The sequence below is a fragment of the Kineococcus xinjiangensis genome (genome assembly GCF_002934625.1).
In the GTDB taxonomy this organism is placed as follows: Bacteria; Actinomycetota; Actinomycetes; order Actinomycetales; family Kineococcaceae; genus Kineococcus_A; species Kineococcus_A xinjiangensis.
The window spans coordinates 1-14202 of sequence record NZ_PTJD01000023.1; the positions used below are offsets into that span (position 1 = coordinate 1).

A 14202-nucleotide genomic window follows, 5' to 3' on the forward strand; every position below is an offset into this window, starting at 1 on the left:
CGACACCGCCGGGGTCAGCGACTGGTCCTTCGTCCACGACGGCGACCTCGACCTCATCCACCAGCCCCTCGACCTGCTCGGCATCAACTACTACAGCCCCACCGTGGTCCGCGCCTGGGACGGCGCCACCCCCCGGGAGGAGGCCGACGGGCACGGCGCGAGCGCCCACAGCCCGTGGGTGGGCTCCGCGCACCTCGTGGAGTTCCCCGAGCAGCCCGGCGAGAAGACCGACATGGGCTGGGGCATCGACGCCCGCGGCATGCGGGAACTGCTGCTGCGCATGCACCGCGAGCACCCCGGGCTGGAACTGATGGTCACGGAGAACGGCGCGGCCTACCCCGACGTCGTCGAGGACGGCCGCGTCGCCGACCTGGCGCGCATCCAGTACCTGCACGACCACCTCGGCGCCGTGCTCGACGCGATCGAGGCGGGCGCCCCGGTCACGGGGTACTACCTGTGGTCGCTGCTGGACAACTTCGAGTGGGCCTACGGCTACTCCAAGCGCTTCGGCATCGTCCACGTCGACTACACCACCCAGGTCCGCACCCTCAAGGACAGCGCGCTCTGGTACGCCGGCGTCGCGCGCAGCGGCGCGCTGCCCGGTCCGGCCTGAGCACCACCCCGGGGCGGGGACGTTTCGCTGCGACGCGCCCGTGCGTCGCCTGCGGAACGTCCCCGCCCCGGGCCGTCAGGCCTCCACGGTGCGGACCGCCCCGAGCGCGTCGAGGGCGGTGTCCAGGACCGCCATCACCTCCAGGGTTCCGCTCAGCGGCAGCAGCGGGCTCTCCACGCGCCCCGCCGCGAGGCACTCGTGGACGTGCTCCAGCATGTGGGCGTGGCCGCGGGACTCGGCGAACTCCACCGCCTCCGGCTCCCGCCCCGGCCGGTGCAGCACCAGGCTCGGCGCCGCGTAGATCGGCGCCCCCACCTCCACCCAGCCCTCGGTGCCCTCCACCCACGCGCGCTGCGCCGAGTGGGAGGAGATGCTGACCGACAGGGCGGACAGCGCCCCTCCGGCGTGGCCCAGCAGCAACCCCGCCTGCACGTCCACCCCGCCCGGCGACAGGCAGCCCACCGCCTGCACGCTCGTCGGCGGCCCCAGCAGCAGGTGCGCCAGCCGCACCGGGTACGGCCCCACGTCCAGCAGCGCGCCGCCACCCAGCGCCGGGTCCCAGAACCTCGCCGCGTCCACCGGTGCCGGGGCGCCCAGGTCCGCGTGCAGCGAGCGGACCTCCCCGATCTCGCCGCGGCGCACCACGTCCAGCAGCGCCTCGGTGCCGGGCAGGAAGCGCGTCCACACCGCCTCCATGCAGAACGTGCCGGTGTCGCGGGCGAGCTGCACCAGTTCCCGGGAACCGGCGAGGGTGGCCGTCATCGGCTTCTCCACCAGCACCGGCTTCCCCGCCTGCAGCGCCTCGCGCGCCGCGACCAGGTGCTGCGGGTGGGGGGTGGCGACGTAGACGACGTCGACGTCGTCGGCGAGCAGCGCCTCGACGGAGCCGTGGGAGCGCTCGAAGCCGTTCTCCGCGGCGAACCGCGCCGCCCGCTCCGCGTCCCGCGACGCCACCGCGTAGCGCGCACCGCCCTCCGCCGCCCCGAGCGCCGCCCCGACCTTGCGGGCGATGCCCCCCGTGCCGATGAAACCCCAGCGAACGCTCACGGCTCTCCCTCCGGCGGGGTGCCCCCGGTGGCACCGGCACGACCCTAGGGCCTGTCCGGCGCCGGGACCCCGACGCGAGCCCGACCTGACGGCGCCCCGCGGCGTTCTCCTCCAGCTCGATCCGACCCCGGGTATCGATCCGTCGTCGGCCTGGCGCTGCATCCGACCGGACGCCGATCAGCGCGCCGTGGATCCGCGGGGCAGGCCCTCGTGGTGATTCGTCAGGTCGGTGGAAGAGCTGGGCAGTGCGTCACCGAGCCGGGCTAGTCAGGGCCGCCGGTGCGCTGCCGATCCAATCCTCGGTGCCCGGGACGCGGGACGCCACTGCTGCCGACTGGAGGTCGCTGACCATGCGCGCTTCTCACTCCTCCACCCGCCGCAACGGGGCAGGTGAGCGCGCTGCACGTGCCGTGGTCGGCCTGACGGTCCTGTCCCTGCTGAGCGCGGGTATGCCTACGTCGGCCAGCGCCGCGGCCGTGACGTCGATGGTGGCCTCGATCGTGGTCGACCCGGACGCCCCCGTCCTGGCCCCCGCTCCCGAACCGGTCCCCGCCCCGGATCCGGACGCACCCGTCCTGTCGCCCGCTCCGGATCCTGGTCCCGCACCCGATCCCGAGATCGCGCCCGCCCCGGAGATCACACCGGCTCCGGTGCCCGCACCTGCGCCCGTGCCGGCGCCGCAGCCCGCTCCCGTCCCTGCGCCGCTGCTGCCGGGTGCGCCGGTGGTCAACCCGGACGGCTCAACCACCTACACCGCCCCCGGCGGTGGCAGGGTCGTGGTGCGTGGAGCCATCCAGGGCGCCTACGGTGACCTGGGCGCCTCCACGTCCTCGCTGGGCCTGCCCACCGCGGAGGAGAAGACCCTGCCGGGCGGCGGGATCGCGCAGACCTTCCAGGGCGGCAGCATCCTGTTCAGCGACGCCACCGGAGCGCAGCCCGTCCAAGGCGCGATCCACGACCTGCTCGACCAGGCGACGATCGGGTTCACCAAGCCGAGCCCGCTGGGACTGCCCCTGGCCCCGGAGAGCGCGCTGGGGGGTGGGCGCATCCAGCCGTTCGAGCGCAGCTCGGTCATGTGGAGCCCGCTGACCGGTGCGCACCCGGTCAAGCTTGCCGTCTTCAACAGCATGAACAGCTGTTCCCCGGTCACCCGGGACGGCTACAACTGCACCTTCACGATCAACATGGGCTACCCGACCCAGGCACCGATCGTCCTGCCCAGCGGCGCTGAGCTGCAGAACTTCCAGACCGGTTCGATGGTGTGGGGCGCGGGCACCGGCGCCCAGCCCGTCATCGGCGACATCGGCAAGACGTTCCTGCCGACGCTGACCGCACCGACCACGCCCACCCCGACCAAGCCCTCGCCGCTGGACCTGCTGGGCCTGCCCGCCGGCCCGGAGCGGCCGCTGACCGGTGGCGGGGTCATCCAGCCCTTCCAGGGCGGGGCGATGCTGTGGAGTCCGGGCACCGGCGCCCAGCCCGTCATCGGCGACATCGGCAAGACGTTCCTGCCGACGCTGACCGCACCGACCACGCCCACCCCGACCAAGCCCTCGCCGCTGGACCTGCTGGGCCTGCCCGCCGGCCCGGAGCGGCCGCTGACCGGTGGCGGCGTGGTCCAGCCCTTCCAGGGCGGGGCGATGCTGTGGAGCCCGGACACCGGCGCGAAGCCGGTCATCGGCGACATCGGCCGCTCCCTGACCAAGTTGACCGCCGACCTCACCCAGCCGCTGTCCATCGGCCTGCCCACCGCGGCAGAGCGGCCCCTGGCCGGCGGCGCCGCCCTGCAGCCCTTCCAGGGCGGGGCGATGCTGTGGAGCCCGAGCACTGGCGCCCACCCCGTCGGCGGTGACATCCTCCGCAGCTACCTCGACGCAGACATCACCAACCTCTCCACGCTCGGCAACCCCTCGCAGGCCCTCACCCCGATGCTGTCCACGCTCGGCCTGCCCACCAGCGCCGAGATCTCGCTGCCCAACGGAGGCGTCCGCCAGACCTTCCAGCAGGCCACCGTCCTGTGGAAGCCCGGCATCGGCGCCCACGAGGTCAAGGGCGAGATCGCGAAGGCCTACACCAGGCTCGGGGAGACCACCTCCAGGCTCGGCTACCCCACCAGCGGTGAGATCAGCGTCCGCGGCGGCGTGCGGCAGGACTTCGAGCGCGGCTCCCTCACCTTCAACCCCGTCACCGGCCGCATCCGCTGAGCGATCAACAGCATCCGCCTGCAGGCCGCCGCTCCACGACCAACTGCTCACCGCGACCTGACGAAGTAGTACTAGGGCCTGTCCCGCACCGGAACCCCGGCGCGAGCCCGCCCTGACGTGGCGTCACGGTGCGGGGCGCCCCGCGGCTGGTTACTGTCGCGCGGTGCCCGCTCCCCGGCAGCGCGGCGGCGGCAGCGGCCCACCGTTCGCGGCGCCCGTCCGCCAGCCCTCGCCCGCCCGCTACGTCGCCGGTGGGTTCCTCGCCGCGGTCCTCGCGGGCACCGTCCTGCTCCTGCTGCCCGTCTCCCGCGTCGCCCCGCAGGGTGCGCCGTGGGTGGACGCGCTCTTCACCGCCACCTCCGCGGTGTGCGTCACCGGCCTGGCGGTGGTGGACACCGCCACCTACTGGAGCCCCTTCGGGCAGGCGGTGATCCTGGGGCTGATCCAGCTCGGGGGTCTGGGCGTCATGACCTCCGCGTCCCTCCTCGCCCTGCTGCTGGCCCGCCGGCTCGGCGTGCGCGCCCGGCTGACCGCCGGCGCGGAGTCACGCACCCTCGCCACCGGGGACGTGCGCCGGATCCTGCTGGGCATCGTGCGCACGAGCCTGGTGGTGGAGGTGGTCGTCGCGGCGGTCCTGGCGCTGCGCTTCGCGCTCACCTACGGGGAACCGCCGGCACGCGCCCTGTGGCTCGGCGTCTTCCACGCCGTCTCCGCCTTCAACAACGCCGGCTTCGGCCTGTACTCCGACAACCTCGTGGGGTTCGTCGACGACCCCTGGATCTGCCTGCCCGTCTCCGCCGCCGTCATCATCGGCGGACTGGGGTTCCCCGTGCTGCTGGAACTGCGCCGGCACCTGGGTTCCCCCCTGCGCTGGGGGCTCGGCACGCGGCTCGTCCTGCTCGGCACCGCGGTGCTGCTCCCGCTGGGCGCCGCCGTCACCGCGGCCCTGGAGTGGCGCAACCCCGCGACCCTCGGCCCGCTCGACGTGCCCGGCAAGCTCCTCGCGGCGTTCTTCCACTCCGTCGTGTCCCGCACCGCCGGGTTCAACACCCTGGACGTCGGGGCCTTCTCCGAGGCCACCCTGCTCAGCACCGACCTGCTGATGCTCATCGGCGGCGGGCCGGCGGGCACCGCGGGCGGCCTGAAGATCACCACGATCGCCGTGCTGGTGCTCGTCGTCGTCGCCGAGGTCCGCGGGGAGGAGTCCGTGACCGCCTTCGGCAAGCGGCTGTCGCGCTCCGCGCAGCGCGAGGCGCTCGCCCTCGTCGCCCTCGCGGCCGCGGCCGTGACGGCCGCCACGTTCGTGCTGCTGCTCACCACCGACCACGCCCTGTCCCCGGTCCTCTTCGAGGCGGTCTCCGCGTTCGCCACCACCGGCCTGTCCACGGGCATCACCGGCGGCCTCCCCGACGGGGACAAGCTCCTCCTCGTCGTGCTCATGTTCGCCGGCCGCATCGGCCCGGTGACCTTCGCCTCCGCCCTCGCGCTGAAGCAGCGTCCGAGGCTCTACGAACTGCCCGAGGAGAGACCCGTCATTGGCTGACCCGACCCCCGGCTTCCTCGGCCGCATCCTGGGCCGGCGCGGCCTGGGCACCGCCCGCCGCGTCGCCGCCGCCGACTCCGTCGTCGTCATCGGCCTCGGCCGCTTCGGCACCGCCCTCGCCCTGGAGCTGATGGCGCAGGGCACGGAGGTCCTCGGCATCGACGACGACCCCGCCATCGTGCAGTCCCTCAACGGGCACCTCACCCAGGTCGTGCGTGCCGACGCCACCAGCGAGGCGGCGCTGCGGCAGCTCTCCGTCCCCGACTTCGACCGCGCCGTCGTCGCCATCGGGATCGACGTCGAGGCCAGCCTGCTGGCGACGTCGCTGCTGCTGCGCTTCGGCATCGAGCACGTGTGGGCGAAGGCGCTGACCACGCCGCACGGCGAGATCCTGGCCCAGCTCGGCGTCCCGCACGTCGTCTACCCGGAGGCGGAGATGGGCCGCCGGCTCGCACACCTGGTGCGGGGCAGCATGAAGGACTACGTGCAGGTGGACTCCGACTTCGCCCTCGTGACCACCACCGCGCCCGCGGAGGCGGTGGGCCGCCCCCTCGGCGAGTGCCGCATCCGCGCACGGCACGACGTCACCGTGGTGGCGGTGAAGCCCCGCGGCGGGGGCTTCACCTACACGACCGCCGAGACCGTGCTCCAACCCGGCGACACCATCATCGTCGCCGGGTCGGTGGAGGCCGCGGAGCGCTTCAGCCAGCTCCGCTGACCGGCCCGGGCGGGGCGGCTCCGGGGGCGGCTCGGGGTGCGGGAGGCGCGCCGTCCTGCTCGGATGCGCCCATGGACCTCGATCCCGCCGAACCCTGGGCCGTCCGCGAGGGCCCGCTCGACCTGTCGCAGCTGGAGCGCACCGAGTCCCTGCTCGCCCTGTCCAACGGGCGGCTCGGCGTGCGCGGCGGACTGGACGAGGGCGCCCCCGAGGGTGCGCCGGGCACCTACCTCAGCGGCGCCTACGAGGTCTGGCCGATGACGCACCCGGAGTACAGCTACGGCTACCCGCGCGTGCAGGACCGGATCGTGGGCGTTCCCGACGCCACCCGCGTCGAGCTGTTCGTCGAGGGGGAGCGCTTCGACGTCCGCACCGGCGAGCTCCACGAGCACGACCGGACCCTCGACCTGCGCAGCGGCACCCTGCGCCGCACGGTCCGCTGGACGTCGCCGACGGGCGTCACGGTCCGCATCCGCTCCGAGCGGCTCGTCCCGCTGGAGCACCCCAGGCTGATGGCCGTCGACTACCGCGTGAAGGTGCTCGACGCCCCGCACGACCGTGCGGACCAGGGGATCCACGTGGAGGTGCGCTCGGCGGCCGTCGCGAGCGAGGAGCTGCACGACCCCGTGACGCAGGCGCGGCGCACGGGCGGCAGCCTCCGCCAGCGCACCGACGGCAGCGGCCAGGCGATCGCGGTCGTCGTGGAGCACGACGTCACCGGCCCGGCGGACACGGCCGTGCGCACCCACGCCCTGCCGCAGCGGGTCGTCACCACCGCCGACACCCGCCTGTCCGTCGGGTCCGAGCTGCGCGTCGTGAAGTGCGCCGCGCTCGGCTGGGCGGACAAGGACGCCCGCGCCGACCTGCTCGACGAGCTGCGCGCCGACCTCGACGTCGGCGTCCGCGCCGGGTGGGAGGGGCTGGCCGCCGAGCAGCGCCGCGTCGTGGGCGAGTTCTGGGAGCACGCCGACGTGCGCGTCGAGGGCGACGAGGACCTCCAGCAGGCCGTCCGCTTCGCCCTCTTCCACGTGCTGCAGGCCACCGCGCAGGCCGCCGACCGCGGGATCCCCGCGAAGGGCCTCACCGGCACCGGCTACGACGGGCACACCTTCTGGGACACCGAGGTGTTCGTCCTGCCCATGCTCAACCACGTGCGCCCCGCGGCCGCCGCGGCAGCCCTGCGCTGGCGGCACGCGATGCTGCCCGCGGCCCGCGAGCGCGCCGCCGAGCTGGGCCTGGCGGGAGCCACCTTCCCCTGGCGCACCATCACCGGCCGGGAGTGCTCCGGGTACTGGCCGGCGGGCACCGCGGCCGTCCACCTCAACGCCGACATCGCCGACGCCGCGGTGCGCCACCTCGCCGCCACCGGAGACGAGGAACTGGCCCGCGAGGTCGTCACCGACCTCGTCGTGGAGACGGCCCGCACGTGGGGCGTCCTGGGGCGCGAGGACGACGAGGGCCGCTTCCACGTCGACGGCGTCACCGGCCCCGACGAGTACAGCGCCCTCGTCGACGACAACGCCTACACGAACCTCATGGCGCAGGCGAACCTGCGCGCGGCCCTCGACCTCGTCCGCCGCTTCCCCGACCGCGCCGCCGCCCTCGGCGTCGACGACGAGGAGGTCGCCACCTGGGAGCGCCTCGCCGACGCCGTCCACGTCCCCCGCGCCGCGGACGGGATGCACCTGCCGCACGCCCGCTCGGGGGCGCACCTGCGCTGGGACTTCGAGGGCACGTCGCCGCAGCAGTACCCGCTGGCCGACCACTTCCCCTACTTCAGCCTCTACCGGCGCCAGGTCGCCAAGCAGGTCGACCTCGTGCTCGCCATGCACCTGCGCCCCGACGCGTTCACGCCCGAGGAGAAGCGCCGCGCGTTCGACTACTGCGAGGGCGTGACCGTGCGGGACTCCTCGCTGTCGGCGTCCACCCAGGCGGTCGTCGCCGCGGAGGTGGGCCACCTCGGGCTCGCCGAGGACTACGTCCACGAGGCGGCCTTCGTGGACCTGCACGACCTGCGCGACTCCACCGCCGACGGCCTGCACATCGCCTCCCTCGCGGGGGCGTGGTCGGCGCTCGTGGCCGGCTACGGCGGGATGCGCGACGCGGACGGGCGCCTCGCCTTCACCCCCCGGCTGCCGGCGGGCCTCACCGAGCTGTGCTTCCGCACCCTGCACCGCGGCTCGTGCCTGGAGGTCCGCATCACCCGGCAGGAGGCCACCTACACCGTCGTCTCGGGCGGGCCGGTGGACACCTGCCACCACGGCGAGGAGTTCACCGTCGAGCAGGGCTCCCCGCGCACCCTGCGGATCGAGCCGCTGCCGGAGCAGCCGCGCCCCGCCCAGCCGAAGGGACGCGACCCGCGGGAGCTGCGCCGCCGCTGAGGGGCGCCGGACGGGCCCGGGGAGAGCCGCTCAGCGCAGCGACCTCCAGCCCAGCGACTTCACCCGGGCCCGCTCGACGACCCGCAGGCCGGCCAGGCCGGGCAGGGCGTCGACCTCGGCGTCGATGCGGCGGGCCGTCGCCAGCCCGGCCGCGTCGCCGAACAGGTGCCGGGCCAGGTGCCGCGTGTCGGCCGGCGCGAGCACGCCCGCGCCCGGTGCGGAGAACGACGTGCGCATCACTGCCCGGGTCACCCGCTGCGCGCTGCGGGACTGCGCCAGCCGGATCCGCGCCTGGGCCGCGCACCAGTCGCCCTGGCGACGCTCCTGCGCGGCGATCCGGGTCAGGACCTCCGTGAGCACGGGGTCCCCGGAACGGGCGGCGAGGCTGACGTAGGCGGCCTCGGAGACGCGCTCCGCGACGAGGCACCACGTCAGGTGCAGCGCCACGAAGTCCTCGCCCACCGCGTTGGCCAGCAGCGAGCGGCGCACCGGGGCGAGCCTGCTGCGCCAGCCCGCGCGCAGCCGCTCCTCCCCGTCCCGGGGGTCGAGGTCGTGCGCCCGCAGCACGGCGTCCAGCGCCAGCCCGTGGCCGTACTCCTCGTAGTTCCACATCGTCAGGAACGCCGAGACCTCGGCGTCGGCGTGGGAGGGCGTCACCAGCAGGTCGCGCAGGAACAGGATCGAGTGCGTCTCCAGCTCGCTGAGGAGGTGGACGCTGTGCAGGACGTCCGCGGGCAGGGGGTGCTCCCGGAAGCGGTCGAGGTCCAGGTCGTCGACGCGCACGCGGCAGGTGGTGCGGGCGTAGGTCCCCATGTCGAGCACCGGTGCGGGCGGCTCCTGCTGCGCCTGCGCAGCGGGAGCGGTGCGGGGGACCGGGCGCGGGGTCGTCGTGCTCATGACCGGTGTTCGTAGGCGAGCGCGCCCCGGATTCCGCCGCCACCCGCTCGGAGCAACCGCGCCCCGCACCGGACTGCGGCGGAACGCGTTCCCGGATGCCGGTGCCCCGCGCATGGGGCAGGCTCGACCGGGCAGGGGAGTCAGACGGTGCGGCTGCGGGCCGACGGCGTGAGGAGTGCGGGGTGAGCCAGGTCCGGGACGGCGCCGTCGTGCTCGGACACGACCTCGGCTCCGTCTCCCGCGCACGGCACTGGGCGGCCGCGCGGTGCGCGGAACTCACCGCGGACCTCACCCCGGAGCAGCGCACCGACCTGCGCCGCCTCGTGGAACTCGTCGCCACCGAACTGGTCGCCAACGCCGTGGAGCACGGACGCCCCCCGCTGCGCCTGGCGGTGGAGCGGCTCGGCGGCGACGTCCGGGTGCGGGTGGAGGACGGCGAGCCGGCGCTGCCCGTCCGGCGCGACTCACCCGCCGACGCCACGTCCGGGCGCGGCATCGCCCTCGTCGAGCACCTCAGCCGCCGCTGGGGCGCCGAGCGGGGCGCCGGGGGCAAGGTCGTCTGGTGCGACCTCCCCGTGGACGGTCCCTTCCCGCTCTGACCCGGCGGTCCCGACCGGGGAGTTCCCGCGGGCCCCGCCCGGTTCAGCGGGGGTGGACGTGCACCGCGACGACCGCCACGTCGTCGTCGCTGCCGCCGGGCAGCATCCGCGCCAGCAGCGCGTCGCACAGCTCGTCCAGCGGCAGGTGCGCCAGCTCGGCCAGCGCGCTGCGCAGCTCTTCGATGCGGTCGTCCATGGAGACGTCGCGCCGCTCCACCAGGCCGTCCGTGTACAGCAGCACCGTGGACCCCGGCAGCACCTCGCCCAGGTGGTCCTCCCGCTCGTGCTCGGCGTCCAGGCCCAGGATCAGGCCGGTGCCGCCCAGCAGGGCCACCGAGCCGTCCGGGGCCAGCAGCAGCGGCGGCAGGTGACCCGCACGGCACCAGCGCAGCTCCCGCCGCCCGTCCGCCCCCGCCGGCCGCAGCTGCGCCACCACCGCCGTGGCCAGCGTCCCCACCGCGAGGGCCTGCATGGCCCGGTCGGTGCGGTCGAGGACCTCCGCCGGACCCGCCTCCCGGTCGTAGGCCAGCGTCCGCACCATCGTGCGCAGGTGGCCCATCGCGGCGGCCGCGGAGACGTCGTGGCCCATGACGTCGCCGATGACGAGCACCGTGGACCCGTCCGGCTGGCTGAAGGCGTCGTACCAGTCGCCCCCGACCTGCGCGGCCTCGGCGGCGGGCACGTAGCGCGCCACGACGGTGATGTCCTCCAGGCTGACCGGCGGGGTGAGGAGGCTGCGCTGCAACGTCTCCGAGCTGCGCCGCTGCTGCGCGTAGAGGCGGGCGTTCTCCAGCGCCAGGCCGCCGCGCAGCCCCAGGTCGACGGCCGTCTGCAGGTCGTCCTCCGTGTAGGGGGCGCGGGCCTCGCCCGACAGCAGCGTCAGCGAGCCCGTGATGACGTCGCGCGCCCGCAGCGGCACCACCAGCGCGCTGCCCAGGCCGAGGGTGGTGATGGTCGGGGCCAGGTCCGGGGCCACCCCCGCCCGCACCGCGTCCAGGGTCACCTCGGGGATCAGGGTGGGGCCCAGGGTGCCGTTGAGCACCTGCAGCGTCGTCGACGACTCCAGCAGGAACTGCCCCTGCAGCTCCTGGAAGCGGCGCACGTCCGCGCTGCGGGCGCTGTCCTCGTGGGAGGTGCTGACCTGCCGCGGGCGGCCCTTGGCGTCCAGGACGGTCGCGAACGCCCACTGCGCGAGGTCCGGCACCACCAGGTGCGGCAGCAGCTGCAGCGCCTCCTCCGGGTCCAGCGTCTGGCTGAGGGCGTCGGTGACCCGGGCCAGGAACTCCAGGCGGCGCCGCGCCCGCCGCGCCTCGCCCAGCGCCGCGTCGCGCTCGAACTCCGCCCGCACCCGGTGGGTGACGTCCGACTGCACCCCGACGTGGTGGGTGACGGCCCCGGTGGCGTCGCGCACCGGGGAGATCACCACCTCGTTCCAGAACGCCGTGCCGTCCGCGCGGTAGTTCAGCAGGATCTCGCTGACCGGCTCCCCCGCGTCGAGGGCCTTGCGGAGGCGCCCGACGGCCTCCCGGTCGGTGTCCGGGCCCTGCAGGAAGCGGCAGTTGCGTCCCAGCACCTCGTCCGCGGTGTAGCCGGTGGCGCGCTCGAAGGCGGGGTTCACCCAGACGAGGGGGTTGTCGGGCACGCGGGGGTCGGAGATGCAGAACGCGAGGTCGCTGGCGATGACCGCGCGCGAGTGCAGGTCCCGTGCCTCCTCCTGCGCCCGCTGCACCGCGGCCCGTTCGCGCAGGGGCAGGAAGACGACCAGCGCCTGCCGCGACAGCGGCGCCGGGGCGTCGGTGAGGGGCAGGCCCACCACCCACAGCCGCTCCCGGGCGTCGGTGGCGTCGGAGCCGCGTGCGGCGGTGACCACCTCGCCTTGCACGGGTTCCCCGGCGGCGACGCGGAGGAGGGGGGCGTCCGGCTCGTCCGCGTCGGAGGCCTCCAGCCCCGCCCGCTGCGACCACTCCTCCAGGTCCGCGGGCAGACCCACCCCGGGGGCGAGCTGCTCGGCGAGCGCGTTGGCGAAGAGCACCGCCCGCTGCTCGAGGTCGACGAGGAGCACGGCCGCCGACTCGTCGTGCACGACCTCCGGCAGTGCGCGCCCGGCCTCCGCCGCCCCGTCCGGGACCCTGCTGATCACCCCTGCAGGATAGGTGCGTGGGGCACCTTCCCGGCTACCCCCGCCCCTCGGCCGTCACCGCCCCACCGCCGCTGCGGGGCCCGGCCTCCGACGGCCGGCTCAGGCGGCCGTGGCGCCCCGCTCGTAGAACCACGCCACCGCGAGCGCGCCCGGGTCGACGACGCCGCGCGCCACCTCACCCACGTAACTGGCCCGCCCGCGCCGCGCCCGCATCGCCGTGGTGGACCGCGCCCCGTCCGCGGCGGCCCGGTAGGCGGCGCCCATCGCGGCCGTCACCTCCGCGCCGGCGTCCACCGCCCGCTGCAGCGCCTCCGCCGCCGGTGCCATCGCGTCCACCGCGGTCTTGTCGCCCACCTGCGCGCCGCCGAGGCGCTGCACCGTGCGCACCCCCTCGAGGGCGCCGCGGGCCAGCACGTCGCTGCCGACGACGGGCAGCCCCTCGCACGCCTTGGCGAACTCTCGGAAGAACATCCCGAACAGGGGGCCGCTGGTGCCGCCGGTGTCGAGGAAGCCCAGCGACACCGCGGTGAAGACCTCGCCCACGGTGCGCGGCTGCCCCGCCTCCAGGCGCGCGCGGGCCTTGCGCACCGCCGAGCGCAGGTTCGTGCCGAAGTCGCCGTCGCCGGAGATCCGGTCCAGCTCGGTGAGCTCCTCGCTGCGCTCCTCCACCTCGCGGGCGAAGCCCTCCCACCAGTTGCGCGCGCGGTCCACGTCCATCACCGCGCGGCGGCCGCCGCCGGGCCCGTGCTCGACGCGCAGCTCCTCCGCGTCCTCGGCGCCGGGGGCGGCGCCTTGGGCGGGGGAGACGCTGAGGTCCGCGTGCCGCGTCGCGGCGGGGCCCTCCTGCGGCGTCACCACGTCAGGGCCGCCGTCCGCACGGGCGCGTCCCACAGGCGCAGCAGGTCGTCGTCGAGTCTCACGAGCGTCACGGAACACCCCGTCATGTCGAGCGCGGTCACGTACGAGCCGAGGAGGGAGCGCGCCGTCGTGATGCCGAGGCCGTCCAGCAGGCGCGTCACCTCCCGGTAGGCCAGCGAGAGCTGGAGCGGGTGGGTGGAGCCGAGGCCGTTCACGATCACCAGGGCGGCGTCCCCGCGCCGCAGGCCCAGGGACTCCACGAGCGGCGCCGTCAGCTGCGGCAGCAGCTCGGCGGCCGGCGCGAAGGGCCGCCGGCCGACGCCCCGCTCGCCGTGGATGCCCACCCCGAACTCGACCTCGTGCTCGCCCAGGTCGAAGGAGGGCCGGTCCCGGCCGGGATGCGCCGGTGCCTCCAGCGCCACCGCCAGGCTCCGCGCGGAGGAGGCCACGCGCCGGCCCAGCGCCGCGACCTCGACCACGTCCGCGCCGGCCTCCGCGGCCGCGCCGCACACCTTCTCCACCGCCACGACGGCCGCGGTGCCGCGCCGGCCCGGCCCGTCGGGGTTGCCCGTCAGCTGCGGGTCCGTGGCCAGGTCGTCGTCGACGAGGACCTGCTGCACGCGCGCGCCCTCGTCCTGCGCGATCTCCGCCGCGATGCGGAAGTTCAGCACGTCGCCGGTGTAGTTCTTCACGATCTGCACGACGCCCGCGCCGGTGTCCACCGCCTGCGTGGCCGCGGCCACCTGCAGGGCCGTCGGGCTGGTGAACACCTGCCCCGGCACGGCCGCGTCCAGCATCCCCCTGCCGACGAACCCCGTGTGCAGCGGCTCGTGCCCGGAGCCGCCGCCGGAGACGAGGCCCACCTTCGAGCCGTGCGCCCCGTGGTCGGCGCGGATGACGTAGCTGGGGTCGCGGTTCCAGCGCACCAGGTCCGAGTGGGCGCGCGCGAAACCTTCCAGCGCCTCCGCCACCACGTCGTCCGGGTCGTTGAGGAACTGCCGGCGCGCACCCGAGCGCGGACCGGCCGTGACCGCCGCCTCCTGCGCCATCGGAACCCCCTCGAGGTCGTCCCGCCGAACGCTTCATCCGGTGCGGCGAGAGTGGCACCGTACGTGATGCTGCGCCACCGGTGGGTGAGGGTGGGCGCCTCGCCGTGGCGCCCACAGCGCCGGGGAGGACGTGCCCGCCGCGCCCGTCGGCCG

11 protein-coding genes are annotated in these 14202 nt (G+C 75.4%); 6 read left to right on the plus strand and 5 right to left on the minus strand.

Annotation, left to right across the window (positions count from 1 at the left end):
- Window positions 1–613, plus strand: a 613-nt coding sequence (locus tag CLV92_RS20105) for a glycoside hydrolase family 1 protein (protein ID WP_146099701.1), incomplete at its 5' end; no start/stop codon positions are given.
- A gap of 75 nt (window positions 614–688) precedes the next feature.
- Here the strand turns inward: CLV92_RS20105 and CLV92_RS23000 are convergent.
- The gene (locus CLV92_RS23000) at window positions 689–1660 is read right to left on the minus strand and encodes a Gfo/Idh/MocA family protein (protein ID WP_211291318.1); all 972 of its coding nucleotides are present in this window, start codon (window positions 1658–1660) and stop codon (window positions 689–691) included.
- A 350-nt stretch (window positions 1661–2010) separates the two neighbouring features.
- Between CLV92_RS23000 and CLV92_RS20115 the strand changes: the two genes are divergently transcribed.
- From CLV92_RS20115 to CLV92_RS20130, 4 genes are all read left to right on the plus strand, one after another.
- Entirely contained in the window at window positions 2011–3864 is a 1854-nt protein-coding gene (locus CLV92_RS20115; RefSeq protein WP_146099702.1) for an LGFP repeat-containing protein, read from the plus strand.
- Window positions 3865–4027: 163 nt separating this feature from the next.
- Window positions 4028–5407: a TrkH family potassium uptake protein gene (locus CLV92_RS20120; protein ID WP_104435794.1), complete on the plus strand. Its 1380-nt coding sequence runs from the start codon at window positions 4028–4030 to the stop codon at window positions 5405–5407.
- Window positions 5400–6125 (plus strand): potassium channel family protein, encoded by a 726-nt coding sequence (locus tag CLV92_RS20125; protein WP_245887002.1) that lies wholly within the window; start codon window positions 5400–5402, stop codon window positions 6123–6125. Before CLV92_RS20120 ends, CLV92_RS20125 begins: the two co-directional genes overlap by 8 nt.
- Window positions 6126–6196: 71 nt before the next feature.
- Window positions 6197–8506 carry a glycoside hydrolase family 65 protein gene (locus tag CLV92_RS20130; protein ID WP_104435796.1) on the plus strand — a complete coding sequence of 770 codons (2310 nt, stop codon included), beginning with the start codon at window positions 6197–6199 and terminating at the stop codon, window positions 8504–8506.
- Window positions 8507–8536: 30 nt separating this feature from the next.
- Here the strand turns inward: CLV92_RS20130 and CLV92_RS20135 are convergent, their stop codons facing one another.
- The gene (locus CLV92_RS20135) at window positions 8537–9403 is read right to left on the minus strand and encodes a hypothetical protein (RefSeq protein WP_104435798.1); all 867 of its coding nucleotides are present in this window, start codon (window positions 9401–9403) and stop codon (window positions 8537–8539) included.
- A gap of 182 nt (window positions 9404–9585) precedes the next feature.
- Here CLV92_RS20135 and CLV92_RS20140 point away from each other — a divergent pair, with 182 nt between their 5' ends.
- Window positions 9586–10002 (plus strand): ATP-binding protein, encoded by a 417-nt coding sequence (locus CLV92_RS20140; RefSeq protein ID WP_211291319.1) that lies wholly within the window; start codon window positions 9586–9588, stop codon window positions 10000–10002.
- A 43-nt stretch (window positions 10003–10045) separates the two neighbouring features.
- On the opposite strand, the gene CLV92_RS20145 is transcribed toward CLV92_RS20140, so the two are convergent.
- From CLV92_RS20145 to CLV92_RS20155, 3 genes are all read right to left on the minus strand, one after another.
- Complete coding sequence (locus tag CLV92_RS20145) at window positions 10046–12142, minus strand: SpoIIE family protein phosphatase (RefSeq protein ID WP_104435802.1); 2097 nt, start codon at window positions 12140–12142, stop codon at window positions 10046–10048.
- 99 nt (window positions 12143–12241) lie between these two features.
- Window positions 12242–12997, minus strand: coding sequence for a dihydroxyacetone kinase subunit DhaL (gene dhaL, locus CLV92_RS20150; protein WP_211291320.1), 756 nt, complete (start codon window positions 12995–12997; stop codon window positions 12242–12244).
- A complete protein-coding gene (locus CLV92_RS20155; protein ID WP_104435804.1) occupies window positions 12994–14049 on the minus strand; it encodes a dihydroxyacetone kinase subunit DhaK in 1056 nt (351 codons plus the stop codon). The genes dhaL and CLV92_RS20155 overlap by 4 nt, the downstream gene beginning before the upstream one ends.
- Window positions 14050–14202 lie beyond the last annotated feature (153 nt).